We start from the raw sequence: 24,840 nt of genomic DNA, 5'->3' as shown, positions 1-24,840 counted from the left end.
CCACTCACGTTACTGGCGAGTTACAAGGCACGTAAAGACCGGCGATTTCACCGATGCGGCGCGCGTAGACCCGGCCTGACACTCCAGCCAACCCCACGCATATCAGGAGGCACCATGCAGCGCCATATGCGACGCGTCACAGCAGCCGTCTCGGCCGTCGTGTCCTCGATGCTCCTGTCCCTCTCGCTCGCCGCGACACCTGCCCAGGCCGCGACCCACAACCCGATCGTCTTCGTGCACGGCATCAGCAGCTCGTCGAGCAGCTGGAACGACTGGGTCGCCGACTTCAAGGCCGACGGCTACACGGCCTCCGAGCTGGACGCATGGTCGTACTCCTGGTCCCAGTCCAACGTCACGACGGCCCAGCAACTGGCCACCGAGGTCAAGAGAGTTCTGGCCGCGACGGGCGCCTCGAAGGTCGACATCGTCGTCCACTCCATGGGCGCGCTCAGCGCTCGCTACTACCTCAAGAACCTCGGCGGAACCGCGTACGTCGACGACTTCGTCTCCACGGCCGGTACCAACCACGGCACGTCGCTCGCCTCTCTGTGTGCGTGGCTGTACACCTCGTGCTCCGAGATGAACACGGGAAGTTCGTTCCTCACCTCGCTGAACTCGGGCGACGAGACGCCGGGCAGTGTGTCGTACGCCAGTTACTGGTCCAACTGCGACGAGGCCCTCAACCCTGACACGACCGCGATCCTGAGCGGCGCCACGAACGTCGAGGTCGGCTGCGTCTCGCACGACGAGATGAACAACGACTTCGGCGTCTACTCGCAGGTCCGCAACTTCATCGCCTGATCCCGTCGGATCCCGTCGGATACGGCCTGATTCCGCCGGTTCCCGGCGGCAGCGAGGGTGCGCGGGTCCCGTGCGGGGGACAATCGCGGTGAGGTCGTTCCTCCTCGGGAGGTCCCATGCCGCTACGGTCCACCGCAGGCTCCGGCAAGGTGCCGCGGGATCCCGTGCACCATCCGCTGTTCGCCCGTTACTACGCCCGGCTCAGCGTGGCCGCCGAGACGGGCATCGGCCTGGGCGCCCTGCGGCACCGGCTGCTCGCCGGGCTCTCCGGACGGGTGATCGAGATCGGTGCCGGCAACGGTCTGAACTTCGCCCACTATCCGGGCGCCGTCTCCGAGGTCGTCGCGATCGAACCCGAGCGCCTGCTGCGGCAGTTGGCCGTGGAGGCGGCGATGCGTGCCGAAGTGCCCGTCGATGTCGTCCCGGGTACGGCCGAGGCGCTGCCGGTGAAGGGCGAGGCCTTCGACGCGGTCGTGTTCTCGCTGGTGTTGTGCAGTGTGCGGGACGTGTCCCGGGCGCTCGGCGAGGTACGGCGGGTGCTGCGGCCCGGTGGTGAGGTGCGGTTCCTCGAACACGGCGCCGGGGGCGGGCCCGCGATGCGGTTCACTCAGCGCGCCCTCGACCGCACAGTGTGGCCCGCGCTCGCCGGCGGCTGCCATGTGGCCCGGGACCCCATCGCCGCGCTGCGAGACGCCGGGTTCGAACTCGGCCCCTACCGGCGGCTGTTGCTGCCCGAGGAGGGGCCGCGACTACCCACCTCGTACTGCGTGATGGGCAGCGCCTGGCGCCCCCCACAGCCGGGTAGTGAGCCAGGAGCAGAGCCGGGGCCGGAGACGGAGCCGGATCCCTCATAGGCTCCACTGGCGCAGTTCGTGCGCGATGTCGTGCACCGAGGCGTTGCCGGTCTTGACCAGCCGGGCCAGATCGCGAACCTGCTCGGGCGAGGTGACGACCTTGACCCCGCTGGCGATGAGGTAGGCGTAGGCGACCGCGGAGGCGAACAACGCGTTGGAGCGCTCCAACGCGGGCACGTGCAGCAGGAGTTGCAGGAGGGCGGCGGCCCTCGCGTGCGGGTTGTCGTAGACGGGGATGTCGAATATCTCGGCCTCGTGGCGGGCGACGGCGGCAACCAGGGCGCCCCAGTCGGAGACCTGGGGGTCTCCGGGCGTCTTCCGTTCCGCGATCATGAGGAGCCAGGCGAGGTCGATCCTGAGGTTGTCCAAGGGTTCAGTGACGACCTTCGCGCTTGCCTTCGCGGTCCGTGCCGAACTCTTCGGCGAAGACGGACTCGTACTGCTTCATGAAATCGGCGGCGGCCTCCACGAAGGTGTGGCCCGCCTCGCCGGTGTCCTGTTGGACCAGCTCTTCTATGTAGCGGTTGACGCTCATTCCGCGGGACAGGGCCTTCTCGCGCGCCGCGCGGGCGGTGCCCTCGTCCACCCGGACGTTCAGCTGAGTCTTCGCCATACCTAGACGCTAGCGCGTGAGTGCTAGCACCCGCAAGAGGGTCACCCAGGAGCGAAAAGGGATACCGGGTGTGCGCCTCGTCACACTACGCTCGGCCGGGACAAGGAACGAGGGGCGTCGGCACGACATCGGGACGGCCACGACCAGCACAAGCTACCGAAGGAGACAGCCTTGTCCACACCTGCTGCGGAGCACGCCCCCGGGCACGCGGAGGCGGACGGGCCCGCGGCCCGCGCCCGCGCGCTGACCAAGGCTTACGGCTCGGGCGAGACGACCGTGCTCGCCCTCGACTCGGTCGACGTGGACATCGCGCGCGGGCGCTTCACCACGGTCATGGGACCGTCGGGATCGGGCAAGTCCACGTTGATGCACTGTCTGGCGGGGCTCGACACCGTGTCGGCGGGGCAGGTGTGGCTCGGCGACACGGAGATCACGGGACTGAAGGACCGCGACCTGACCCGGCTGCGGCGGGACCGGATCGGGTTCATGTTCCAGTCGTTCAACCTGATCCCGACCCTGAACGCCGTCGAGAACATCACCCTGCCCATGGACATCGCGGGCCAGAAGCCCGACCAGAAGTGGCTGGACCAGGTCATCGACACACTGGGGCTGCGGGACCGGCTGAAGCACCGGCCGTCCCAGCTCTCCGGCGGGCAGCAGCAGCGCGTGGCCTGTGCCCGGGCGCTCGCCTCACGCCCCGAACTGATCTTCGCGGACGAACCGACCGGCAACCTCGACTCGCGCGCCGGGCTCGAAGTCCTCGGCTTCCTGCGCGAGGCCGTCGACGACCTCGGCCAGACGGTCGTCATGGTGACCCACGACCCGGGCGCCGCCGCCCACTCCGACCTGGTGCTCTTCCTGGCCGACGGCCGGATCGTGGACGAGATGGCCCGCCCCACGGCGGAGGCGGTCCTGGAACGCATGCGCCTCTTCTCCGGAGGACCGGGACAGGGGCAGGGACAGACCCGGGCCGCCTCCCCCGGCACCCCCGAAGACACCGACGCTCCCTCCCTCACCAAGCCCACCGACGAGGACTGACGACCCGTGCTGAAGGCAACGCTCAGAAGTTTCCTCGCCCACAAGGGCAGACTGCTGCTCTCCGCGCTGGCCGTCGTCCTGTCCGTGGCCTTCGTCGCGGGCAGCCTGATCTTCTCCGACACCGTCACCCGCACCTTCGACCGGCTCTTCGCCTCCACGTCCGCCGACGTCACGGTGAACCCCCGGAAGGACTTCGAGTCGTCGGTGCCGTCCGGCGAGGTCCTCACCCTGCCCGCCTCGCTCGCGCAGCGGGTCGCGGGTGTCGACGGCGTCGAGGACGCCCACGCGGACGCGTCCGTCGACAACATCAGCGTCGTCGACGACCGCAACGAGTCGGTCTCACCGACCTCGGGCGCCCCCACCATCGCCACCGACTGGTACCTCACCGACCGCAGCCCCGTCGAACTCACCTCCGGCCGCGTCCCCCGGGGCGACGGCGAGGCACTGCTGGACGCGGACACCGCCGACAGCAAGGACGTGGGGATCGGCGACACGCTCACCGTCCAGGCGCAGCCGGGGTCGTTCAAGGTCAGGATCGTCGGGATCGCCACCTTCACCACCACCAACCCGGGCGCGGCGCTGCTGTTCCTGGACCCGAAGACCGCGCCGACCATGCTGCTGGGCGCACCGGGCCGGGCCACGAGCATCTCGGTGACCGCCGCGAGCGGGGTGAGCGACGCCGAACTGAAGAGCCGTATCGCGAAACAGATCGGCACCAGCGACTACGAGTTGCAGACGGCCGCCGAACAGGCCGAGTCCGCCGCCGAACAGCTCGGCGGATTCCTCGACGTGATCAAGTACGTGATGCTGGGCTTCGCCGGGATCGCGGTGCTCGTCGGGGTCTTCCTGATCGTCAACACCTTCTCGATGCTGATCGCCCAACGCACCCGCGAACTGGGCCTGTTGCGGGCACTCGGCGCCGACCGGCGACAGGTGCGCCGGTCCGTGCTGACGGAGGCGGTGCTGCTCGGCCTGGTCGGCTCGACGCTCGGCCTCGCCGCCGGGATCGGGCTCGCGGCCGGACTGATCCAGCTGATGAGCGCGTTCGGCATGAACCTCAGCTCGGCGGACATGGTGGTGGGCTGGGTCACTCCCGTGTCGTCGTACGCCGTCGGGCTCGGGGTCACCTTCCTGGCGGCCTATCTGCCGGCCCGGCGAGCCGCGGTGGTCTCCCCCATGGCCGCTCTCTCGGACGCCGAGATCGCGGGTGTGGGGAAGCCGTTGCGGGTCCGGGCGGTGGTCGGCGCGATCGTCGGGGCACTCGGGGCAGCCGCACTCGCGGGCTGCGCCACGGCCGGCGAGACATCGGCCTCCGCATCCCTGCTGGGACTCGGCGTCGTCCTCACGCTCCTCGCGACGGTCATCGCGGGCCCGCTGCTGGTCCGGCCGGTCATCCGGGTCCTCGGCGGCGCGTTCCCGGCGGTCTTCGGGCCGGTCGGCATGATGAGCCAGCGCAACGCCCTGCGCAATCCCCGCCGTACGGGGGCCACGGCCGCCGCGCTGATGGTCGGCCTCGCCCTGGTCGGCGGGATGTCCGTGGCCAGCGCCTCGATGACCAAGTCCTTCGACCAGCAGATCGACAGGACGCTCGGCGCCGACTTCGTCGTACAGAAGGACAACTTCGCGCCGTTCCCTCAGGAGCTCACCGACAAGGTGCGGGCCACGGACGGTGTCGGTCTCGTCGTACGGCAGCGGTTCTTGCCGGTCGCGGTGCGGTTCCCGGACGGCAAGCGCCTCGAAACCACGGCCGCCGGGTACGACGCGCGGCTCGCCGACGTCGCCCATGTCGCCTACGCGCAGGGCGACACGGCCGCCGCGCTCGCGGACGGCCACCTGGCGATGTCCGCCGACTACGCCAAGGACCACGACGTGCGCGTCGGCACGGTGCTGCCGGTGGAGTTCCCGGACGGAGGCCGGACCGAGCTGACGGTCGGCGCCCTCACCGACCAGGACAGCGCCGAGGGGTTCGGGACGCAGGGCGGGATCTACTTCGGGATCGCGGTCGCCGAGAAGTACGTGCCGGGCGGCCAGGACGCCGTGCTGTACGTCAACGCCGCCGACGGCAAGAGCGCCGACACGCTGCGTCCCGCGCTGGAACGGACCCTCGCCCCGTATCCCCAGATCAAGGCGCGCGACCAGGCCGACTACAAGGAACTGATCCGCAACCAGATCGCCGTACTGCTCTACCTCGTGTACGCGCTGCTGGGGCTCGCCATCGTCATCGCGGTGCTCGGCGTGGTCAACACCCTCGCCCTGTCGGTCGTGGAGCGCACGCGCGAGATCGGGCTGCTGCGGGCCATCGGACTGTCCCGGCGGCAACTGCGCCGGATGATCCGGCTGGAGTCGGTGGTGATCGCCGTGTTCGGTGCGGTGCTCGGGCTCGGGCTGGGGCTGGTGTGGGGCGTGTGCATCCACCGGGTGCTGGCTCTCCAGGGCATGGAGGCGCTGGCGATTCCCTGGGGCACGCTCGTCGAGGTGGTCGTGGGCTCGGCGCTGGTCGGCATCGTGGCCGCGCTGCTGCCCGCGCTGCGCGCGTCCCGGATGAACGTACTGGCGGCGATCGCGCACGAGTGACAGGGGATGCGTGCAGTCGTGTCGCCGCCGATCGGGTTGTGCGTACGGCGTGGCGCGGACCGGGATGTGACTGCCGGTCAGCCGATTAAATGCCTGGTCAGAGCTTTGTTGTCGGCTCAGGGGAGGGTCGGCCGTCCGAGCCGGGTACCGCCGTGCGGGTCAGTCGGGTGGACGGCTCGAGTGGTGCGGCGGGCTGGTCTGGCTGACGGTGGATCACGTCGGGGCCGGGTCTCGTCAGCTGACATCACGTCAGCGCCCCAGCCGCGGCGGAAGGACTTCGACCATGCGCTCTGCCCGCCTGCTCCTCGCTACCGCGACGGCCACGGCCGCTCTCGCGATCGCCGCACCCGGCGCCTTCGCTGCCGACGGCGGCGACTGGGACAACGGTGACTCTTCCTACAGCAAGGAGCACGACAAGGACAGCAAGCACGACAAGCCGAGCGGTGGAGTACACACGGGTGGCGGTGCGCTCACCGCGGTGAACGAGGGCGGCGACTGGAACAAGGGCGACAGCTCGGACGAGAGCAAGAAGGGCGACTGGAGCAAGGACGACAGCACCGACGAGGCCAAGAAGGGTGACTGGAGCAAGGGCGACAAGCCGAGCGGTGGGGTGCACACGGGTGGCGGTGCGCTCACCGCGGTGAACGAGGGTGACTGGAGCAAGGGCGACAGCACGGACGAGAGCAAGAAGGGCGACTGGAGCAAGGACGACAGCACCGACGAGAACAAGAAGGACGGCTGGAGCAAGGACGACAGCACCGACGAGAGCGCCAAGGGCGACTGGGGCTCCAAGCACGAGAAGCCCAGCGGTGGCATGCACACCGGTGGCGGCGCGCTCGCGGCCCCGAGTGTCACGGCCGGCGGGCTGGCGGCCCTGGCGGTCGTCGGCGCGGGTGCGTTCGCGATGCGTCGCAGGAACGCGGCCGACGGAGCGTCCTGACCGATGCCTGACATAGCAGCCGGGGCCGTCGCGTGCGCACAACCGCCTGTGCGCACTGCGGCGGCCCGGCCGGTTCACTCCCTCCGAGTCCCGCTCGGTCCCCTGCGTGCTGTGCCCGTGTTCCAGTGAGGTGGTTCCCGATGGCAACCCGGTTGCCTTCCCCTGTTGAGTCCACACCGGCGCCGCCCAGGCGGCGCTTTGTCGTACGTCTGATCGCGTGGAGCGTCGTTCTCCTGATCCCGGTGGTCATCCTCTTCTCCGGGAACGACGAGTCGACCGACGACGCCCGCGCGCCGCGCGCCGCCGCGGCCCACGCCCCGTCCTCGTCGGCCGCGCCGAAGTCCTCGGCCGCGCCACAGGCCGGAAAGCAGCTGCCGCGGGCCCGGCCGACGCGGCTGCTCATCCCAACCATCGGCGTGGACGCCCCCTTCGTCGGTCTCGCCATCGGCGCCACGGGCCAGCTCGAACCTCCGCCCGCCGACGACGTGAACCTGGTCGGCTGGCAGGCGGACGGCGTGTCCCCGGGCGAGGCGGGTACCGCGATCATCGCCGGGCACGTCGACACGGCGACCGCCCCCGCCGTGTTCGCGGGGCTCAGTGAACTGAAGAAGGGGAACCGCTTCTCCGTCAACCGGTCCGACCGACGCACGGCCGTCTTCGTGGTCGACAGTGTCGAGACGTTCGCGAAGGACGACTTCCCCGACGAGCGCGTGTACGCCGACACCCCGCAGGCCCAGGTCCGGCTGATCACCTGCGCCGGTGACTACGACCACTCGGTGCGGGACTACACCGACAACCTGGTGGTCTTCGCCCACCTCGTATGACCCGTCGGCGTCCGGCGAGGGCCCACCTGGGGGATCAGCGGTGGCGAGCCGGAACACCCGCTCCTAGCTTCGGCATATGACCAGACGACAGATCACCCACCTCGTATGCACCGCGGCTGTCGTGGCGTCGGGGCTGGGTGCCGCCGCGCCGGCGGACCACCGCACGGAGCGTCAGGCGCTCCGAACCCACCGGGTACAGCCCGGCGAATCGATCCAGCAGGCCGTGGACGCCGCCCGGCCGGGGGACACCGTTGTCCTCTCCCCCGGCACCTACCACGAGAGTGTCCGCATCACGGTGTCGGACCTGACGCTGCGGGGCTCCGTCGCCGGGCCCGCCGTCATCGTCCCCGGCCCGGCCGCCGCCACCGACAGCGCCTGTGCCACCGCTGGCAACGGCATCTGTGTGACCGGTACCAAGGCAAGCCCCGTCAAGCGCGTCACCCTGCGCTCGCTGACGATCCGGGGCTTCGCCAAGAACGGCCTGTGGGCGTCGTGGACAGACCAGCTGAAGGTCCAGGGCGTGACCTCCGAGAAGAACGGGCAGTGGGGCATCGCCCAGGAGAGGTCCGTGCGCGGCGTGTTCACCCGTAACACCGCCGAGCGCAACGGCGACGCCGGACTCTTCGTCGCCAACACCGTCGACCGGGAGGACGGAGCCCAGGACTCCAAGGGCACCGAGATCAGTCACAACCGGCTGCTCGGCAACCGCATCGGCCTCACGGTGAGGCGTCTGCGGAACCTGACCGTCGAACGCAACGAGGCGACCGGCAACTGCACCGGGGTGTTCGTCGTCGGCGACGAGGGCACACCACGCGCCGGGGCGATGACCGTGAGCCGCAACCACGTCCACACCAACAACAAGCTGTGTCCGAAGACCCCCCGGCTGCCCTTCCTGCAGGGCTCGGGCATCGTCCTCACCGGCACCGAGAAGACGCTGGTGACGAAGAACCGGGTCGAGGACAACGTGGGCACCTCCCCGCTGTCGGGCGGCATCGTGCTGTTCAAGAGCTTCGTGGGCGCCCCCAACGAGAGCAACGAGATCCGCGACAACGTGGTGCTGCGCAACAGCACGGCCGATCTCGCCGACCGGGACACCGGTAAGAACAACACCTTCCGCGGCAACACCTGCGGGGTCTCCGAACCCGCAGGACTGTGCTGACCGACCGACGCACCACCCACCCCACCCGCCCCACTCCCCCACACGGCACAACCACAGAGGCGAGGAAACACATGACGACCGTTGACCCGGCTCCCCCCACCGCCACGGCCCCTCCGGCTCCCCCCGCGCCCATGCGGCTGAGGGAGCTGGTGTTCGGGGCGGCCTGCGCCGCCGCCGTACGCGCCGCCGCCCGGCTGGGCGTCGCGGACGCCCTGGCCGACGACACGCCCACGACCGTGGAGGACCTGGCGGCGGCGGTGAAGACCCAGCCCCACACCCTCAGGCGGCTGCTGCGCGCGCTGTCCTGCCAGGGCGTCTTCGCGGAGCGCCCAGACGGCACCTTCGTCCACACGGAGATGTCCCGGCTGCTGCGCGAGGACGATCCGCACAGCCTGCGGTACATCGCGCTGTGGTGCACCGAGCCGTGGACGTGGAACGTCTGGCCGCAGCTGGACGAGGCGGTGCGCTCCGGCCGCAACGTCTTCGAGGACATGTACGACAGGGAGTTCTTCTCGTACCTCAACGAGGAGGCCCCCGAGTCGGCGTATGTCTTCAACCGGGCCATGACGACGTCCAGCGAGCAGTCCGCCCGTGACGTCGCGAACCTGCTGGACCTGACCGGGGTGTCGTCGGTCGCCGACATCGGCGGCGGTCAGGGCCGGGTCGTGGCCGGCCTGCTGGAGAAGCACCCGCAGATGCACGGCACGCTGCTCGACCTGCCCGGAGTGGTGGAGAACGCGGATCCGCGACTCCGCGACGGCGGTTCACTGGCCGCCCGGGTGAGCATCGTGGCCGGGGACTGCCGGGAGGACATCCCCGTACAGGCGGATGTGTACATCATCAAGAACATCCTGGAGTGGGACGACGAGAGCACCCGCAGGGCGCTGGCGAACGTCCGGAAGGCGGCGCGGCCCGGTGCGCGGGTCGTCGTGATCGAGAACCTCGTGGACGACACACCGTCGATGAAGTTCACGACGGCCATGGACCTGCTGCTGCTCCTCAACGTCGGCGGTGCGAAGCACACCCGGCAGAGCATGGTCGACCGGCTGACGGACGCGGGCCTGGTCATCGGCGAGATCCGCCCGGTCAACGCGTATCTGCACGCCTTCGAGTGCACGGTCCCCAGCTGACCGCACCACAGCCGAAACCCCGAGGCCGGTACCGCGAAGTTCGCGGTACCGGCCTCGGGGTTCGGTGCTCAGGAGCCGGAGGCGCCCCGCTCCCACTGGTAGAAGCAGCGCGCCATGGCGTCCTTGGGGCTGCGCCACGTCAGCGGGTCGTACGCGGAGACGTACGCCGACAGCTTGTCGCTGACGCTCCGGAACTCGGGGTGGCCGGCCACCTTCGCAATGGCGGGCGCCGGGTCCTGGTCGGCCTCGATGAAGTGCAGGTACACGTCGCCGTACTGGAAGAGGCTGCGGCGGGTGACACCGACGAGGTGCGGGAGTTCGCCGCTGTCGGAGGCGGCGAACAGGTCGGCGATCGCCGGCGCCGACTCGGGTGCCATGCGGGCGACGATCAGGGCGTGGTGCATCGGGTGTCCTTCCTGGGCCGGTGACTCAGCGGGGCAGGGGCGCGTTCTGGCGGTCGCGGGCGACCTGCTCGATCCGGTCCCGGATGAGCGCCATCTGCGTACGGGAGTTGCGGTTGATGTTGTCCGTCATCCAGTCGTCGTCGACCGGGGCGTCGGGCTTCATCGCGAAGTCCTGCGTCCAGCGCATCTGGGTGCCGCCCGGCAGCTCCGAGTACTCCCACAGGATGTTCATGTGGGCGAAGGGGCCCGTCTCCACCCGGCGGGCCCGGACGGTCCGGTTGGCTCGGTCCACGGTGCGTTCCGAGACCCAGCTCCAGACCTTGCCGTTGTCGTCCGGGTACATGGTCAGGCGGAAGGCCGTCGTGTCGCCCTCGCGGGAGAGCACTTCGAGGGACGAGTACTCGGTGAAGAGCCGGGGCCAGTTCTCGATGTCGTTGGTGATGTCCCAGACGAGGTCGAGAGGGGCGTCGACGGTGATGCTGTTCTCGGTGTGTCCGGCCACTTCAGGCTCCAGCCTTGAGGGTGCTGTTGACGAGGTCGAGGAACTCCTGGGGCGTCCTGCAGCGCTCGGAGTCGGGGGGCAGCGAGCGGCCGTACTGGTTCTCCAGCTCGCCGACGATGCCGAGCAGGCCGAGCGAGTCGAGGCCGAGGATCCCGAAGGGGGTGTCCGAGGCGCGCTCCAGCTCGCCCGGGTCGACGGTGACGCCGGCTCCCCTCTTCATGAGGGCGGCCAGCTCGTCGTAGGTCACTTGGGTGGTGAGCATGCGGGTGTCTCCTTCCCGCCCGGTGGTCATCGGGCGGAGTCGTCTCCACGGCGCACGACCAGCGCCGCGTTGGAACCCATCAGTCCCCGGCTGAGGACCAGGGCCGTGCGCGGCTCGGCGGGGCGAGCGCGGGACATCACCAGGTCGAGGTCGTGGCAGATGTCGAACACGTTGGGGGTGGGCGGGATCAGGCGGTGCTCCATGGCGAGCACCGCGGCGGCGATGTCCAGCACGGGCGCCCCGCAGTAGGCGCGCCCGATGCCGGTCTTGGGCGCCGTGACCGGGACCTTGGCACCGTGTGCCCCGAGGGCGTCGGCGATGGCGCCGGCCTCTGCACGGTCCGCCTCCGGCACACCCAGCGCGTCGGCGAACACGACGTCGATCTCCTCCGGAGCACACCCGGCCTCGTCGAGGGCGCCCCTGATCGCGTGGGCGAGCCCCTCCCGGGACCGGTCCCAACGGGAGGCGCCGGTGAAGGTGGCGGCGTGACCGGCCACGGTGGCCCGGACGGCCGCCCCCCGCTCGCGGGCGCGGTTCTCGTCCTCGACGACGAGCATCGCGCCGCCCTCCGCGGGTACGAAGCCGCAGGCGCCCTTGGTGAAGGGGCGGTAGGCGCGGGCCGGGTCCTCGACGGTGCTGAGTTCGGCGTAGCCGAGCTGGCAGACCATCGAGTAGGGGGCGAGGGGCGCCTCCGCGCTGCCGACGACGACCGCGCCGGTGCCGCGCCGTACGGCCCGGGCTGCGTGGGCGACGGCGTCCAGACCGCCGGCCTCGTCGCTCGCGACGACCCCGCACGGTCCCTTGAAGCCGCCGCGGATGGAGATCTGGCCGGTGCTGGCGGCGTAGAACCAGGCGATGGACTGGTACGGGCCGACGTACCTGGATCCCTGGCCCCACAGCTTCTGGAGCTCCCGCTGCCCGAACTCGCCGCCGCCGGACCCGGCCGCGGTGACCACACCGATGTCGAACGGCTCGGTGGGCTCACCCCTGCCGATTCCCGCGTCGTCGAGTGCGAGCGCGGCGGCGGCCATGGCGAAGTGGCTGAACGGGTCGGTCTGGACGAGGAAACGTTCCTCGATGATGCCCGCGGCGTCGAAGCCCCGGACCTCGCCCGCGACTCGGAGCGGCAGGTGCCCGCAGCCGTCGCGGGTGATCCCGTCCAGGACGACGAGGCCTTCGCCGACGGCCTTCCAGTACGCGTCGGTCCGCAGACCGTTGGGCGCGATCACACCGATACCGGTGATGGCCGCGCGCGGGGTGCGCCGAGTGTGCCGTGTGTGCTGGGTCTGCCGTGTGGTCATCGAGTCCTCCCGCCCGGCCTGGTCAGCAGTACAGCCGACTGGAAGCCGCCGAATCCGCTGCCGACGGAGAGCACGTTCCTGAGCCTGCGCGGGCGCGCGGTGCGCGGCACGTAGTCCAGGTCGCACTCCGGGTCGGGTGTCTCGTAGTTCGCCGTCGGCGGCACGACCTGGTGCTTCAGCGCCAGGACGCACGCGACGATCTCGATCGCGCCGATCGCGCCCAGTGAGTGGCCCACCATGGATTTGATGGAGCTCATGGGTGTGTCGTAGGCGTGGGCGCCCAGGGACCGCTTCACCGCGGCGGTCTCGTGCCGGTCGTTCTGTTTGGTGCCCGAGCCGTGCGCGTTGACGTAGTCGATCAGCGTGGGATCGAGGCGGGCCTGGTCGAGCGTGGAGTCGATCGCCCGGGCCATCTCCAGTCCCTCGCAGGTCAGACCGGTCATGTGGTAGGCGTTGCCGAAGGTGGCGTAGCCGCCGACCTCGCAGTAGATGTGGGCGCCGCGGGCCCGGGCGTGCTCGTACTCCTCCAGGACGAGCACCGCCGCGCCCTCGCCCATCACGAAGCCGTTGCGGCGGGCGTCGAAGGGCTTGGAGGCGTGTTCGGGGTCGTCATTGTTGTCCGACGTCGCCTTGATGGCGTCGAAGCAGGCCATGGTGATCGGCGATATCGGCGAGTCCGCCGCTCCGGCGATGCAGATGTCGGCCCGGCCCTCCTCGATGGTGTGGAAGGCGTAGCCGACCGCGTCGATCCCGGAGGTGCAGCCGGTGGAGACGGTCTGCACCGGGCCCTGGGCGCCGAACTGTTCGGCGACGACCGAGGCGAGGGTGCTCGGTGAGAACGCCCGGTGCAGTTCCGGGTCGGCGCCGCGGTGGTCCACGTCCCACCGCTGTCCGCCCTCGCTGACCTTGACGTAGTCGTGTTCGAGGCGGGTGGTGCCGCCGACGGCGCTGCCCAGGGAGACCGCGACGCGCCAGGGATCCTGGGTGCCGGTGTCGAGTCCGGAGTCGCCGACGGCTTCGGCGGCGGCGACCATGGCGAACTGGATGTAACGGTCGGCGTGCTGGCTCAGCTCCGGGTCCAGGCCGTGCGCGAACGGGTCGAAGTCGCATTCGGCGGCGATGCGCGAACGCAGTCCCGCCGGATCGAACAGCGTGATGCCCCGGGTCGCGGTACGGCCGCCGGCGAGGAGGTCCCAGAACGCCGTCGCCCCGGTGCCGCCTGGAGCGACCACACCGATACCGGTGACAGCCACCCGCCGGGTCACCGTATGGCCCCGCTCCGCTCGGACCGCTGTCCGTGGTCCGGAGCGAGCCGGTCCGGCCCGCCGACGGCGAACTCCGTGCCGGGTACGGCGGTCTCGGTCACCTCCGTGTCGACGTGCCCGAGGCTGGGGCGGGGGGCGAGCGGGCCCAGGTGGAAGACCATGCGGGCCTCCACGTCACCGACGTTGCGGAAGCGGTGGCGCACGTCGATCGGGATCAGGAGACCCTGGTCGGGCCTGAGTGCGTGTGTCTCGCCGTCCAGGTCCACTTCGAGGCTGCCTGCGACGACGTACACGAACTCCTCGGAGTACGGGTGGTAGTGCTCGCCGATGCGCTCGCCGGGCTGGACGATCGCCAGACCCATGAAGCCGCTGGTGGAACCCACCGTGGCGGGCGTGAGCATGGCCCTCAGGTCGCCTCCGCGTCTGCGGTTGGGTTCTGTCTCGCTCAGGTCCACGATGCATGGGTGCTGCTTGTTCATGGTTGACACCTCCGGGGGTGGCAGGGACGTCGTCCGGGCGGGGCGGGGGCGGCGCGGAGAGCGCCGCGATGGTCCGTCAGGAGCGCGCCGAGCTGCGGTCGGTGACGGGCATCATGTCGGCGTGCGACAGGAGGCGGTTGAGGTTGCGGTCCGTCTCCAGGGAGCCCTCGACACCGATCGCGGCGCCGTCGAGGAGACGCTCCAACTCCGCTGCTTTCCCTGGCCCCTTGAGGCCGAGGGAGGACATCGGGTCGGCGTCGAGCTCACCGGTGAGGTCGACCAGTCTGACAACGATGTCATCCCGCTGGAAGACGGTGCTGCCGTACACCGGGCTGAGCGGGTCGTCCGCTGCGGCCTCGTCCTGGTGGGCGAGCAGCTTGGCCAGGTCCATCCCGCGGCCCTCCTTCGCCGGGTAGTACAGCGCGTGGCGCCGCAGTCCGGCCGGTGCCTCCTCGGCTGAGACCACGTGGTGGACGGCGGGGAGCGCGGCCCGGGTGAAGAAGACCCGCGCGGAGTCGGGGTCGCTGAGGTCCCGGTCCTGTTCCAGGTACGGGTTGATCGCCTCCTCGACCGCCCGCACCTCGGGCTGGCGGGCGACGTGGCGCAGCGCCGCGAGGAGGTCGCCCTCGACCTCCACGGCCCGTACGACGCGGTTGCCGTGCATGAAGAGGGAGGTACGGCGCAGCCGGGTGGTGTCGTCGACCTGGGCCTCGGGCGAGGTGTAGCCGGCCAGGATCTCGGCGACCTTCGACTCGGAGCCGGGCTTGACGGTGAAGGTGAGGGCGTGGCGTGCGACACCGTCGCCCACGCGCGCCGCCACCTGCATGCCCGCCATCGACTGCTCCGGGGTGAGCGGCGCGTTGGGGGTCGTCTCGCGGACGATGCTGTAGCGCATCGAGCGGGTGTCCCGGACGCAGCTGTGCATCGGCCGGACGGTCTCGACGTGCTCCTCGCTGTTCACCCAGGCGAGGAAGGGCGGGGCGCTCTCCCACTCGCTGGTGATGAGCCACTGCGAGGGGTTCTCGATCGACTGGCAGAGCTGGTCACTGAGGTGACCGGGCACGGACGCGACCTGGTTGCGCATGAGTTCGTATGCGTCCAGGAACTGCTGCTGGGCTCCTTCGTACAGGTCGAGCAGCAGGATCACCCGCAGCCTGGAGCCGTCGAACGCCGACTGCGATATGCGTCCCGAGATGGTCATCCGGCGCACCTCTCCTCTTCGTTGTGGAAGTCCGTCGTGGAAGTCCGTCGTGGTCGGGCAGGCAGCGACCGCTGTGTCCGAAATACCCGGGCCGCCATGAGCCGATCGTTGACGCGAGTCGCGATGTGCGCGACTCCCGCGGGGTCGGGCGGGTGAACCGTGCGCCATCCGGGTGCCTCCGGCGGGCGGAACGGTCCCCGGGGAGGCACTGTGCAGGGGCAATCCCATCGCCGACCCGCATCCCGGCAGTGACCGGCGGAGACCCGCAGACACAGGAGGCATTCATGAACCGCGCGGAAGAGGCCGACGGCACAGGCGGCCACCACACACCCGTCCTGATCGTCGGCGGCTCCCTGGTGGGACTGTCCACCTCCCTGTTCCTCGGGCGTCTGGGCGTGCCGCACACGCTCGTGGAGCGTCACTCGGGCACCTCTATCCATCCACGTGGGCGCGGGAACAACGTGCGCACCATGGAGTTGTTCCGGGTGGCCGGGGTGGAGCGGCGCATCGAGGAGGCGGCGGCGGTCCTGGCGGACAACCACGGCATCCTGCAGACGCCGAGCCTGGTGGGCGACGTGGGCGAGTGGCTGTTCAAGGAGATCGACCCCGGCGGCGGGCTCGCCCGGTTCAGCCCCAGCGGGTGGTGCCTGTGCAGCCAGAACGACCTGGAGCCGGTCCTGCTGGAGAGCGCGCGGGCGCTCGGCGGGGATCTGCGGTTCTCGACCGAACTGATGTCGTTCGAACAGGACCCCGACGGGGTGACCGCTCAGCTCAAGAGCCGGGAAACCGGTGAGCACACCACCGTCCGGGCGGACTACCTCGTCGCGGCGGACGGTCCGCGCAGCCCCGTCCGCGAGCAGCTCGGCATCGGGCAGAACGGCCCCGGCGACCTGTTCCACAACGTGAGCATCACCTTCACCTCCCGCGGCCTCGCGGACGTGGTCGGCGACCGGCGCTTCATCGTCTGCTACCTGACCAGCCCGGACGCCGACGGGGCCCTGCTGCCGGTCGACAACCGGGAGCGCTGGGTGTTCCACGCGCCCTGGCACCCCGAACAGGGCGAGACGCTGGAGGAGTTCACCGACGAGCGGTGCCGGGAACACATCCGGCGGGCCGTCGGCGTACCGGATCTGGATGTGGAGATCACCGGCAGGGCCGCCTGGCACGCCGCCGAGAGGGTCGCCGAACGGTACGCGGACCGCCGGGTGTTCCTCGCCGGCGACTCGGCCCACGAGATGTCCCCCACCGGGGCGTTCGGCTCAAACACCGGCATCCAGGACGCGCACAACCTCGCCTGGAAGCTGGCCGCCGTGCTGGGCGGCTGGGCGGGTCCGGGTCTGCTGGGGTCGTACGACACGGAACGCAGGCCGGTCGCGGAGGCGACGAGCGCTCGTGCCTCCGCCCGGTCGGTCGAGCACAGCCACCCGGGGTACACACCGGCGCCCGCGGCGGGTGGGCCCGGCGGACCGGGCGGACCCGGTGGCAGGAAGGGCGGGATCCTCAACGTGGCGCTGGGCTACCGCTATCCGGAGGGCGCGGTCGTGGGTGCCGATCCCGCGGTGCCGGTCGTACCCGAGGGCGTACGGCTGACGGGCGAGCCGGGCAGCCGGGCTCCGCACATGTGGCTGAACCGCGCCGGCACCCGGATCTCCGCGCTCGACCTGTACGAGGGCTCGCTGGTGCTCCTCAGCTCCGCGGGTGTCGGTGGCACGGGCGGCGGCTGGCACGACGCGGCGACGGACGTCGCGCGTGAGCTGGCGGTGCCGCTCACCTCGTACCGGATCGGCAGCGGGTCCGACTCCGAGCTGTCCTCCGCGGGCGACCTGGACTGGGCGGAGGTGCACGGCGTCTCCATGGACGGTGCGGTGCTGGTGCGCCCCGACGGGTTCGTGGCCTGGCGCTCGGAGGGGGCGTCGGCGAATCCCGGGGCGGTGCTGCGGGAGGCCCTCTCAACGGTCCTCGACCGGGACTGACCGTTCGGTTCGTGTCCGTGCACGGAAACCTCCCTTCCGTGCACGGAAACGAGTTCGCCAGACGGGTCGCCGCTCTGCTTGGCTCGCCCCATGAGTGATCTGCGCATCCGCACTGCCACCCACGCGGACATCGGCTCCGTGCTGCGTTTCTGGCGCGAGGCCGCCGAGGGAACCAGCATCAGCGACGACCGCGACGGCGTGACCCGGCTCGTCGACCGGGACCCCGAAGCCCTGCTCCTCGCGGAGCGCGACGGGGTGCTGTCGGGCACTGTGATCGCCGGTTTCGACGGCTGGCGCTGCCATCTCTACCGGCTCGCGGTGCACCCGGAGCGGCGCCGGCAGGGCATCGGTTCGGCGCTGCTGGCCGCCGCCGAGGAACGGTTCGTACGACTGGGCGGGCGGCGCGCGGACGCCATGGTGCTGGAGCGCAACGAGAGCGGGCAGCATGCATGGCGTGCGGCCGGGTACGGGGCCGAGGAGCATTGGCGGCGCTGGGTGAAACCCCTCTCCGACTGAGTCACTTTGCGCATCCTTTACTATTACTGGACCAGTTTCTTTTCCGATACGTCTTCGAACATCTTCGATACTTCTCCGAGGAAAGGTGTGAGCGTCCGCCCATGGGCGAGCCTCCCAGTAGCGACAGCACCACTCGACGTCGAGCGATCCCGCCGGCCCTGCCCGATCATGGGACGGAGGTGACCCGATGACAGAAGTGCTCCTCCTCCTGGTGGCGATCCTGCTCTCCCTGGCCTGCGGCGCCTTCGTCGCGGCGGAGTTCTCCCTGACCACGGTCGAGCGCGGCGAGCTGGAGCGCGCGGTGGAGCGCGGCGAGCGGGGTGCCGCCGGCGCCCTGAAGGCCGTACGGAACCTCACGTTCCAGCTCTCCGGCGCGCAGCTCGGCATCACGGTCACCAATCTCGTGGTCGGCATGCTCTCCGAGCCGTCGATCGCCGCGCTGATCGCGGGCCCGCTCGAGTCGCTCGGCGCCTCGGCCTCGATGTCCTCCACCCTGGCCCTGGTGATCGGTACGGCACTGTCGACCGTCTTCCTGATGGTCTTCGGCGAGCTGGTGCCCAAGAACTGGGCGATCTCCGCACCGCTGGCCGTGGCCAAGCGGGTGGCGACGCCTCAGCGCCTGTTCAGCGCCGCGTTCCGGCCGTTCATCACGCACCTCAACAACACGGCGAACCGCATGGTGCGCCTCTTCGGCATCGAGCCCGCCGAGGAGCTGGCATCCGCGCGCGGACCCCAGGAACTGGCCGCACTGGCCCGGCACTCCGCCAAGTTGGGCGCCCTGGAGCCCGACACCGCGGAACTGTTCGTACGGACCCTGAACCTGGCCGACCTCACCGCGGAGAACGTGATGACACCGCGCGTCCAGGTCGTCGCCCTCGACGCCCAGGCGACCTGCGAGGACGTGGCGAACGCGACGCGGGCGACCGGGCTGTCCCGGTTCCCCGTCTACCGCGGCAACCTCGACTCCGTCGTCGGCGTCGCGCACATCAAGGACTGCCTCGCAGTGCCGTCGGAGCGTCGCGCCCGGGTGCCCGTCTCCGAACTGATGCGCGAGCCGCTGCTCGTCCCCGAGTCACTGACCGTCGACCGGCTTCTCGACCGGCTCTCCGGCAAGCGCACGATGGCCGTCGTCATCGACGAGTACGGCGGCACGGCGGGCGTGGCCACACTGGAGGACATCGTCGAGGAGGTCGTCGGCGAGGTACGGGACGAGCACGACCCGCACGAGACGTCCGACCTCGACCCGGCCGGCCTGGACGACGAGGGCCGCACCCTCTACTCCGCGGACGGCGCCGCCCGCACCGACCAGCTCGCCCGCGTCGGCCTCCGGCTGCCCGAGGGGCCGTACGAGACGCTCGCCGGCCTGATCGCGACCGAGCTGGGCCGTATCCCGCAGGCCGGCGACACCGTCGAGGTGGCCGGCTGGCGCCTGGACGTCGTGGACGCCTCGGGCCGCAGGGCCGCCCGCGTCCTCCTGCACGCGCCGCGCAGCCACGAGGAGCCCGGGGAAACCGACGTAAGCAAGGCGAACAAGACGAACAAGACAGAGAAGGCAGACCAGAAGGAAGGGGAGGCGAAGTGACGACCATCCAACTGCTGATCGGGCTGGCGACGTTGGTCGTCAACGCCTTCTTCGTGGGGGCCGAGTTCGCGCTCATCTCCGTACGCCGCAGCCAGATCGAGCAGTATGTCGAGGAAGGCGCCGACGGGGACCGTGCGGACGGCGACCGGCGCGCGAAGAGCGTGCTGTGGGGCCTGGAGCACGTGTCCGCGCTGATGGCCGCGGCCCAGTTGGGCATCACGCTGTGCACGCTCATCCTCGGTGTGGTCGCGGAACCGGCGATCGCGCATCTGCTGGAGCCGGTGTTCCACGCGCTGGGCGTCCCCGAGAGCGCGGGCCACGCGGTGTCCTTCGTGATCGCCCTCGCCCTGGCGACGTATCTGCACATGCTGCTCGGCGAGATGGTGCCGAAGAACATCGCGCTCGCCGAGCCGGTGCGCAGCGCGCTGCTGCTCGGTCCGCCCCTGGTGGCCCTGGCACGGGCGCTGAAGCCCGTGATCTTCACGATCAACGCCTTCGCGAACATGCTCCTGAAGCTGATGCGCGTAGAGGTCAAGGACGAGGTCACGGCGACCTTCTCGGACGCCGAACTGGCCCGTCTGGTCCGGGACTCCGGCGAGGCGGGGCTCATCGACGACCGCGCGCGGGAACGCCTTCACGATGTTCTGGAACTGGGCCGGCGCCCGGTGCGTGACGTCGTACTCCCGCTGGAAAGCGTCGTCTACGCGCGCGTGGGCGTCACTCCGGAGGAACTGGAGCGGCTGTCCGCCGAGTCGGGCTTCTCACGCTTCCCGGTGGTGGACGACGAACGCCGGATCGCCGGATACCTGCACGTCAAGGATGCGCTGGACGCCGCGCCCCGGGACCTCGCCTTCCAGGTCCAGGACATGCGGACCATCGCGAGCGTACGGGCGGACACTCCCCTGGACGACGTCCTCACCGCAATGCGGCGCAGCCGTACGCACCTGGCGGCGGTACAGGGCGAGGACGGGCTGCTAGCGGGTCTGGTGACGATGGAGGACGTGCTGCGCGAGCTGTTCGGACAGCCGGCGTAGGCCGCCACGGGAGACCCTCCAGAGGTCGACCGACCGCCGGGTATGTGTACGGGTTATCATCTCTGTCGCCATGCAGACGAATGCCTCTTACACCAGCCTTGTCGCGGTCGGCGACTCCTTCACCGAGGGCATGTCGGACCGGCTGCCGGACGGTACGTACCGCGGCTGGGCCGACCTCCTCGCGGCCCGGATGGCCGCCCGCACGCCCGGCTTCCGGTACGCGAACCTCGCCGTGCGCGGGAAGCTGATCGGGCAGATCACCGCCGAGCAGGTGCCCGTGGCCGTGGCCATGGAGCCCGATGTGATCACACTCGTGGGCGGGCTCAACGACACGCTGCGCCCCAAGTGCGACATGGGGCGGGTGCGCGGGGCGCTGGAGGAGGCCGTCGAGCGGCTGGCACCCGCGTGCAAGCAGCTGGTGCTGATGCGCAGCCCCGGCCGCCAGGGCCCGGTCATGGAGCGCTTCCGGCCGCGCATGGAGGAGCTGTTCACCTGCATCGACGACCTCGCGTCCCGGCACGGCGCCCTCGTGGTCGACCTGTACGGGGCCGCCTCGCTCGGTGATCCCCGTCTGTGGGACGTCGACCGGCTGCACCTGACGGGCGAGGGCCACCGGAGGGTCGCCGAGGCGGTCTGGCAGACCCTCGGCCACGAGGCCGAGGACCCGGAGTGGCGCACACCGGTGCCGCCCACGTTGCCTCCCGGCTGGGGCGCCCGCCGGGTCGCGGACGCGCGTTTCGCCCGGCAGTACCTGTTGCCGTGGATCGGGCGCCGGCTGACCGGGCGCTCGTCCGGGGACGGCCGGACAGGCGCCCAGTTCAGCGCTGAGCTGGGCAAAGCCTTCTGGATCACCCCTGTGGACCACACGGACCCCGGCCCTGTGACGGACTGGCGCCGGGTAGGACCCTGACCCGAACCCCGCCCTCGGAACGCGAGCTTGGCCTGCGCCCTCTTCATGTGCGACCACATACCTTCGACCGGTTGAACCCACAACGGAAGGTTCTTTGATGGACAGTCGCATCGTGCAGGTGAAGATCCACCCCGCCATCGGTGTCGCCCGGGTCGGCAACAGCGCGGAAGCACCCTTCATCGGCCCGGAATCACCGGACCAGAAACCAGCGGACGCCGGCTCCTACAAGGACGCTTCCGGGGCGCTCCGGAGGCAGGCCGCACGATTCCGCGTGTACGGCTACAACGCCGCGGGGGAGGTCGTACGGGAGCTGAAGCCGGGCACCGAGGGGGTCACCGAGATCCAGTGGACGGTGCGTCTGGCCAACAAGAAGGCCGCCTGGTACCAGTTCCATCTGGCGCTGGACATCCCCGAGGGCAAGACGCTCACGGCGGAGCAATACGGCCGACGCAACGCCACCGTCGTGGGCACCGACAGGAAGAAGCTGGTCAACGATCCCGGCATCCGCACCGTTCGCGGCTCGAAGACCGAGACGCAGAAGTTCGACACCGGCAAGGTCATGGACAAGGCGGTGTACCTCGGCGAGATCTCCACCCGTTCCGACGGCCGCCTGGTGGTGCTCGGCGGCCGGGGAAACTCCGCCTCCTACAAGAACCAGCCGATCACCGGGGTCACCAACAACGACACCTGGTACGACGATGTGTCCGACGGCCCGGTGACAGCGAAGGTCAGTATCGACGGCCAGGATCTGACCGCTGTCCCGGCCTGGGTCGTGGTGGGACCTCCGCACTACGCCCCCGGCGTGAAGTCCGTCCGTACCCTCTACGACCTGCTCTTCGACGTCTTCGTCCAGGCCGGTTCGCTGACCCGCCCGCAGCAGATCTCGTACACCGATCACATCGAGCCGATATTCCGCAGGTTCTGCGATCTGCAGTGGGTCAACCACGGTTTCGCGACCCAGTTCGGCTGGAACGGCCCCAACTTCTTCCTCTCGCCGACGATGCGCAAGAGGCTCGCCGATCCGTCCAACCGAACCCGGGAACTGCGCCGCCAGGTGTACGCCTCCTTGCGCGACTACGACCGTGACGGAAAGTCCCCGCTGCCGTGGCCGTGGCTGTACGGCGACGCCATGGCCAGCAAGCCCAAGTCCGTGCTTCAGCACCTGGCGCTGTCGCCGACCCAGGACTGGACGCTGCAGCGTTGGGCGGACGGGGCGTTCGTGGCCGGACCCCTGCGCAAGCCGCGCCCCACGGTCGACGAGGCCCCCGTCGCCGAGCAGCCGGGGCTGCTGGACCGGGCGGCCCTGGAGGGCTGCGCCGCCGACGCGTTCCACCCGGGGATCGAGGTCACCTGGCCGATCAGGCACGCAAGCATGTTCAGCGCACCCTTCCGCATCCGGCACCGCGCCCCCGCCACCGCGGAACCCGACTACGGGCCCACCCTGCTTCCGGACGAGGCGGTCTCCGCCACTGGCCCCCTGCAGGCACAGGGCCCCGGGGACCTCACCCGCTGGATGGCCGCCCCCTGGCAGGCGGACACCGCGAGCTGCCGCTCGGGCTACGAGGTGCTGGCCAACCTGGGGCCCCGGTACAGCCCGTACCTGCCGACCTTCTGGCCTGCCCAGGTGCCCAACCATGTGCTCAAGCTGGAGGACTTCGAGAAGGTCAACACACCGTCGGCCGGGAGCGACGACAGCGCCCGGGAGGAGGCGTTCGAGCGGCGGGCGACCTGGCTGCGCGGACTCAGCGGCACCATGAACGAGCAGCGCACACAGATGATCAAGGACTGGTCAAAACTCGGCGTCGTCGAGGTGCGCGACTACACCGTGGGCGACGGGAAGTTCCCCGCACGGATCCTGGTGGAGTCGCGCCCGGGACAACCGCTCGATCAGGCACCGGCCACGGCGAACCTCGTCAACGTGCAGGTGCCCGAGGTGGGGCCGCACGTGTTGGCCGCGGCGGCGGGCCGCTCGTCCGAGGGAAGGCTCGCCCCCGAAGCCGTCGAGGCCGAGTCCGCGGCGCGGGCGGTCGGCGAAGCGGCCAGGGCGACCGGCTACCGCGAGGAGGAGATCACCGCCGGATACCTCGAGAAACTCGACCCCTTCCGCGACGCGCGGTGAACGCCGCACTCCCTCCCGGCGCGGACACCTACGACGTCGTGGTGGCGGGCGGCGGCCCGGCCGGCTGCGCCGCCGCGCTCATGCTCGCCCGGGCGGGCCGTACGGTTCTGCTGGCGGACGCCGGCACCGGGCCGCCCAAGGTCGGCGAGACGCTCGTGCCCGCCGGGCGGGTCCTGCTCGGCGACCTCGGCGTCGCCGACCGCGTTCTCGACTCCGGCCATCTGCCCTGCTACGGCAGTCTTTCGGCGTGGGGCTCGGCCGACCTGCACGCCGTGGACTTCATCAACGACCCGCACGGCCATGGCTGGCACCTCGACCGGCGGTTGTTCGACCGGCGACTGCGCGACGCCTCCCGCGCGGCGGGGGCCGAGGTCGCCGAGGGTACGGCCGTACGCGAGACGACGTGGACGCCGGACGGCGGCTGGACTCTGGTCCTGCGCGGCGGCACGGGCCCTGCCGGCACCGGGTCCGGGGGCGGGGGCGGGAGCGGGAGCGGGAGCGGGTCCGCAGGCGGAGGTGGGTCCGGGTCCGCGTCCGCGTCCGCGTCCGGGGGCGAGCGTACGGTGCGCTGCCGCTGGGTGATCGACGCCACCGGCCGCGCCGCCGCGATCGCGGTCCGGTACGGGGCCCGGCGGCGGGTCCGGGACCGGCTCACAGCCCTGTACGTGCCCCTGGAGGCGGACCCGCTGGACACCGACCGCCGCTCCCTCGTCGAGTCCGACGAGGACGGCTGGTGGTACACCGCCCCGCAGCCCTCCGGCAGGCGCCTGGTCGCCTACTTCACCGACACCGACCTGCCCGCCGCCACCCACACCGCACGCCACTTCCACCGACGGATTGCGGCCACCCGCCACGTGTCCCGATGGGTCCACCGGGACGGGCCCCCGACCACGTCACCCACCGCACCCCGCCGGGCCGCCGCGCACACAGCGCACCTGGACCGGGTGTACGGAGAGGGCTGGACCGCCGCCGGGGACGCGGCCGTCGCCTTCGACCCGCTCTCCTCCCAGGGCGTGCTGACCGCCCTCTACACCGGGCTGAGCGCGGGCCTGGCCGTCGATGACCGTCTGAGCCGCGTTGCTGACGGCGCGGACTCGGCCCTCGCCGCGTACGCGGAGCAGGTCGCGGCCGCACAGCGCGCGTATCTGCGCGGCCACCGTGTCATCCACGCCCAGGAGGCCCGCTGGACCGACCGCTCCTTCTGGGCGCGGCGCGTGGCCGACATGCCCTGACAGCCTCGGCCGGTGCGACCTGAACTGCTCAAGCCGCATCGGCCTGAGCAGTTCAGGGGCAGACTTCCGGTGATCCGCCGCGTTGCCGAGAGTTGCGCACCTTCCGGCGCGGAGATCACGTCGTACG

The 24,840-nt window shown here is 70.7% G+C and carries 24 protein-coding genes; 15 read left to right on the top strand and 9 right to left on the bottom strand.

The window, feature by feature from the left end:
* The first annotated feature begins 114 nt into the window (after positions 1–114).
* Together G3I56_RS24600 and G3I56_RS24595 are read left to right on the top strand one after the other, a co-directional pair.
* The gene (locus tag G3I56_RS24600) at positions 115–801 is read left to right on the top strand and encodes an alpha/beta fold hydrolase (protein ID WP_164412475.1); all 687 of its coding nucleotides are present in this window, start codon (positions 115–117) and stop codon (positions 799–801) included.
* 116 nt (positions 802–917) lie between these two features.
* The gene (locus tag G3I56_RS24595; protein WP_164412472.1) at positions 918–1,655 is read left to right on the top strand and encodes a class I SAM-dependent methyltransferase; all 738 of its coding nucleotides are present in this window, start codon (positions 918–920) and stop codon (positions 1,653–1,655) included.
* Here the strand turns inward: G3I56_RS24595 and G3I56_RS24590 are convergent.
* Both G3I56_RS24590 and G3I56_RS24585 read right to left on the bottom strand, forming a co-directional pair.
* Entirely contained in the window at positions 1,650–2,024 is a 375-nt protein-coding gene (locus G3I56_RS24590) for a fic family toxin-antitoxin system, toxin component (protein ID WP_164323466.1), read from the bottom strand. The genes G3I56_RS24595 and G3I56_RS24590 overlap by 6 nt on opposite strands.
* A 4-nt stretch (positions 2,025–2,028) precedes the next feature.
* Positions 2,029–2,268 carry a toxin-antitoxin system HicB family antitoxin gene (locus G3I56_RS24585; RefSeq protein ID WP_164323469.1) on the bottom strand — a complete coding sequence of 80 codons (240 nt, stop codon included), beginning with the start codon at positions 2,266–2,268 and terminating at the stop codon, positions 2,029–2,031.
* Between the two features lie 171 nt (positions 2,269–2,439).
* On the opposite strand from G3I56_RS24585, the gene G3I56_RS24580 reads away from it, so the two are divergent.
* From G3I56_RS24580 to G3I56_RS24555, 6 genes are all read left to right on the top strand, one after another.
* Entirely contained in the window at positions 2,440–3,306 is an 867-nt protein-coding gene (locus tag G3I56_RS24580; protein WP_164412470.1) for an ABC transporter ATP-binding protein, read from the top strand.
* Between the two features lie 6 nt (positions 3,307–3,312).
* Positions 3,313–5,880: an FtsX family ABC transporter permease gene (locus G3I56_RS24575; RefSeq protein WP_164412468.1), complete on the top strand. Its 2,568-nt coding sequence runs from the start codon at positions 3,313–3,315 to the stop codon at positions 5,878–5,880.
* Between the two features lie 283 nt (positions 5,881–6,163).
* Positions 6,164–6,820 carry a hypothetical protein gene (locus G3I56_RS24570; protein WP_164412466.1) on the top strand — a complete coding sequence of 219 codons (657 nt, stop codon included), beginning with the start codon at positions 6,164–6,166 and terminating at the stop codon, positions 6,818–6,820.
* A 140-nt stretch (positions 6,821–6,960) separates the two neighbouring features.
* Complete coding sequence (locus G3I56_RS24565) at positions 6,961–7,644, top strand: class F sortase (protein WP_164412464.1); 684 nt, start codon at positions 6,961–6,963, stop codon at positions 7,642–7,644.
* Between the two features lie 76 nt (positions 7,645–7,720).
* Entirely contained in the window at positions 7,721–8,803 is a 1,083-nt protein-coding gene (locus G3I56_RS24560; protein WP_164412462.1) for a right-handed parallel beta-helix repeat-containing protein, read from the top strand.
* Positions 8,804–8,874: 71 nt separating this feature from the next.
* The gene (locus G3I56_RS24555) at positions 8,875–9,933 is read left to right on the top strand and encodes a methyltransferase (RefSeq protein WP_164412460.1); all 1,059 of its coding nucleotides are present in this window, start codon (positions 8,875–8,877) and stop codon (positions 9,931–9,933) included.
* 68 nt (positions 9,934–10,001) lie between these two features.
* On the opposite strand, the gene G3I56_RS24550 is transcribed toward G3I56_RS24555, so the two are convergent.
* The 7 genes from G3I56_RS24550 to G3I56_RS24520 all read right to left on the bottom strand — a co-directional run bounded on the left by G3I56_RS24550 (position 10,002) and on the right by G3I56_RS24520 (position 15,347).
* On the bottom strand, positions 10,002–10,337 hold the full coding sequence (locus G3I56_RS24550) for a TcmI family type II polyketide cyclase (RefSeq protein WP_164412458.1): 336 nt from the start codon (positions 10,335–10,337) through the stop codon (positions 10,002–10,004).
* Between the two features lie 25 nt (positions 10,338–10,362).
* Positions 10,363–10,839, bottom strand: a complete 477-nt coding sequence (locus G3I56_RS24545) for an SRPBCC family protein (protein WP_164412457.1) — start codon at positions 10,837–10,839, stop codon at positions 10,363–10,365.
* Position 10,840: 1 nt separating this feature from the next.
* Complete coding sequence (locus G3I56_RS24540) at positions 10,841–11,101, bottom strand: phosphopantetheine-binding protein (RefSeq protein WP_164323487.1); 261 nt, start codon at positions 11,099–11,101, stop codon at positions 10,841–10,843.
* Positions 11,102–11,127: 26 nt separating this feature from the next.
* The gene (locus G3I56_RS24535; RefSeq protein ID WP_164412455.1) at positions 11,128–12,402 is read right to left on the bottom strand and encodes a beta-ketoacyl synthase N-terminal-like domain-containing protein; all 1,275 of its coding nucleotides are present in this window, start codon (positions 12,400–12,402) and stop codon (positions 11,128–11,130) included.
* Complete coding sequence (locus G3I56_RS24530; protein WP_164412453.1) at positions 12,399–13,667, bottom strand: beta-ketoacyl-[acyl-carrier-protein] synthase family protein; 1,269 nt, start codon at positions 13,665–13,667, stop codon at positions 12,399–12,401. Before G3I56_RS24530 ends, G3I56_RS24535 begins: the two co-directional genes overlap by 4 nt.
* On the bottom strand, positions 13,664–14,146 hold the full coding sequence (locus tag G3I56_RS24525; RefSeq protein WP_164323492.1) for a cupin domain-containing protein: 483 nt from the start codon (positions 14,144–14,146) through the stop codon (positions 13,664–13,666). The genes G3I56_RS24530 and G3I56_RS24525 overlap by 4 nt, the downstream gene beginning before the upstream one ends.
* A gap of 76 nt (positions 14,147–14,222) precedes the next feature.
* Entirely contained in the window at positions 14,223–15,347 is a 1,125-nt protein-coding gene (locus G3I56_RS24520; RefSeq protein WP_164412451.1) for a SchA/CurD-like domain-containing protein, read from the bottom strand.
* 284 nt (positions 15,348–15,631) lie between these two features.
* On the opposite strand from G3I56_RS24520, the gene G3I56_RS24515 reads away from it, so the two are divergent.
* The 7 genes from G3I56_RS24515 (at position 15,632) to G3I56_RS24485 (ending at position 24,713) form a co-directional block, all read left to right on the top strand.
* A complete protein-coding gene (locus G3I56_RS24515; protein WP_164412449.1) occupies positions 15,632–17,320 on the top strand; it encodes an FAD-dependent monooxygenase in 1,689 nt (562 codons plus the stop codon).
* 90 nt (positions 17,321–17,410) lie between these two features.
* Positions 17,411–17,836, top strand: coding sequence for a GNAT family N-acetyltransferase (locus tag G3I56_RS24510; protein ID WP_164412447.1), 426 nt, complete (start codon positions 17,411–17,413; stop codon positions 17,834–17,836).
* A 187-nt stretch (positions 17,837–18,023) separates the two neighbouring features.
* A complete protein-coding gene (locus G3I56_RS24505) occupies positions 18,024–19,418 on the top strand; it encodes a hemolysin family protein (RefSeq protein ID WP_164412445.1) in 1,395 nt (464 codons plus the stop codon).
* Entirely contained in the window at positions 19,415–20,452 is a 1,038-nt protein-coding gene (locus tag G3I56_RS24500; RefSeq protein WP_164412443.1) for a hemolysin family protein, read from the top strand. The genes G3I56_RS24505 and G3I56_RS24500 overlap by 4 nt, the downstream gene beginning before the upstream one ends.
* 70 nt (positions 20,453–20,522) lie before the next feature.
* Entirely contained in the window at positions 20,523–21,362 is an 840-nt protein-coding gene (locus G3I56_RS24495; RefSeq protein WP_164412442.1) for an SGNH/GDSL hydrolase family protein, read from the top strand.
* A gap of 97 nt (positions 21,363–21,459) precedes the next feature.
* A complete protein-coding gene (locus G3I56_RS24490) occupies positions 21,460–23,481 on the top strand; it encodes a LodA/GoxA family CTQ-dependent oxidase (RefSeq protein WP_164412440.1) in 2,022 nt (673 codons plus the stop codon).
* Positions 23,478–24,713 (top strand): FAD-dependent monooxygenase, encoded by a 1,236-nt coding sequence (locus G3I56_RS24485; protein WP_164412438.1) that lies wholly within the window; start codon positions 23,478–23,480, stop codon positions 24,711–24,713. The genes G3I56_RS24490 and G3I56_RS24485 overlap by 4 nt, the downstream gene beginning before the upstream one ends.
* Positions 24,714–24,840: the final 127 nt, after the last annotated feature.

Source organism: Streptomyces sp. SID12488 (genome assembly GCF_010548275.1).
Lineage (GTDB): Bacteria > Actinomycetota > Actinomycetes > Streptomycetales > Streptomycetaceae > Streptomyces.
This window is presented reverse-complemented; position numbering and strand designations above follow the sequence as displayed.

What these genes read in the sequence shown, in the direction of transcription:
- G3I56_RS24600 (WP_164412475.1), top strand. Translation starts at nt 115, where the DNA reads ATGCAGCGCCATATGCGACGCGTCACAGCAGCCGTCTCGGCCGTCGTG.
- G3I56_RS24595 (WP_164412472.1), top strand. Translation starts at nt 918, where the DNA reads ATGCCGCTACGGTCCACCGCAGGCTCCGGCAAGGTGCCGCGGGATCCC.
- G3I56_RS24585 (WP_164323469.1), bottom strand. Translation starts at nt 2,268, where the DNA reads ATGGCGAAGACTCAGCTGAACGTCCGGGTGGACGAGGGCACCGCCCGC.
- G3I56_RS24570 (WP_164412466.1), top strand. Translation starts at nt 6,164, where the DNA reads ATGCGCTCTGCCCGCCTGCTCCTCGCTACCGCGACGGCCACGGCCGCT.
- G3I56_RS24565 (WP_164412464.1), top strand. Translation starts at nt 6,961, where the DNA reads ATGGCAACCCGGTTGCCTTCCCCTGTTGAGTCCACACCGGCGCCGCCC.
- G3I56_RS24560 (WP_164412462.1), top strand. Translation starts at nt 7,721, where the DNA reads ATGACCAGACGACAGATCACCCACCTCGTATGCACCGCGGCTGTCGTG.
- G3I56_RS24555 (WP_164412460.1), top strand. Translation starts at nt 8,875, where the DNA reads ATGACGACCGTTGACCCGGCTCCCCCCACCGCCACGGCCCCTCCGGCT.
- G3I56_RS24550 (WP_164412458.1), bottom strand. Translation starts at nt 10,337, where the DNA reads ATGCACCACGCCCTGATCGTCGCCCGCATGGCACCCGAGTCGGCGCCG.
- G3I56_RS24540 (WP_164323487.1), bottom strand. Translation starts at nt 11,101, where the DNA reads ATGCTCACCACCCAAGTGACCTACGACGAGCTGGCCGCCCTCATGAAG.
- G3I56_RS24535 (WP_164412455.1), bottom strand. Translation starts at nt 12,402, where the DNA reads ATGACCACACGGCAGACCCAGCACACACGGCACACTCGGCGCACCCCG.
- G3I56_RS24525 (WP_164323492.1), bottom strand. Translation starts at nt 14,146, where the DNA reads ATGAACAAGCAGCACCCATGCATCGTGGACCTGAGCGAGACAGAACCC.
- G3I56_RS24520 (WP_164412451.1), bottom strand. Translation starts at nt 15,347, where the DNA reads ATGACCATCTCGGGACGCATATCGCAGTCGGCGTTCGACGGCTCCAGG.
- G3I56_RS24515 (WP_164412449.1), top strand. Translation starts at nt 15,632, where the DNA reads ATGAACCGCGCGGAAGAGGCCGACGGCACAGGCGGCCACCACACACCC.
- G3I56_RS24510 (WP_164412447.1), top strand. Translation starts at nt 17,411, where the DNA reads ATGAGTGATCTGCGCATCCGCACTGCCACCCACGCGGACATCGGCTCC.
- G3I56_RS24505 (WP_164412445.1), top strand. Translation starts at nt 18,024, where the DNA reads ATGACAGAAGTGCTCCTCCTCCTGGTGGCGATCCTGCTCTCCCTGGCC.
- G3I56_RS24495 (WP_164412442.1), top strand. Translation starts at nt 20,523, where the DNA reads ATGCAGACGAATGCCTCTTACACCAGCCTTGTCGCGGTCGGCGACTCC.
- G3I56_RS24490 (WP_164412440.1), top strand. Translation starts at nt 21,460, where the DNA reads ATGGACAGTCGCATCGTGCAGGTGAAGATCCACCCCGCCATCGGTGTC.